The sequence below is a fragment of the Pseudomonas sp. SIMBA_067 genome (genome assembly GCF_046534675.1).
Taxonomy (GTDB): Bacteria; Pseudomonadota; Gammaproteobacteria; order Pseudomonadales; family Pseudomonadaceae; genus Aquipseudomonas; species Aquipseudomonas putida.
The window spans coordinates 1-335 of sequence record NZ_JAWRYH010000171.1; the positions used below are offsets into that span (position 1 = coordinate 1).

A 335-nucleotide genomic window follows, 5' to 3' on the forward strand; every position below is an offset into this window, starting at 1 on the left:
ACCGACCGGTATGGCACAGCCTGGCTGGCCTTCTCCAGCGATGCCTGGCCGGTCAGCGTGCTGAATGCCTACAAGAAGGGCCAGGCGCCCGCGCACCGCTTCGAGGGGGTCGACCTCACGCAAGCCCGCAACAACCCAGAATTGCTGGGCATTGCCATGACGCCCGACAACCTGCAGGTCGACAAGGATGTGTTCGAGTACGCCCAGCATGGGTGCTCGCCGTTTGACAGTGCGCATGGGTTTCACACTCGCAAGCTGCGTAGGTTTGCCTTGAAGGGGTACCTGGTCAACGCGATGAACCGGCACAAGCTGGAGAACGGCGTGCTGGCGGTGGT

At 62.7% G+C, this 335-nt stretch carries 1 pseudogene; it reads left to right on the plus strand.

The features are described from left to right. Positions 1 to 335: pseudogene (locus tag SB765_RS28575) on the plus strand (hypothetical protein); the annotation flags it as partial.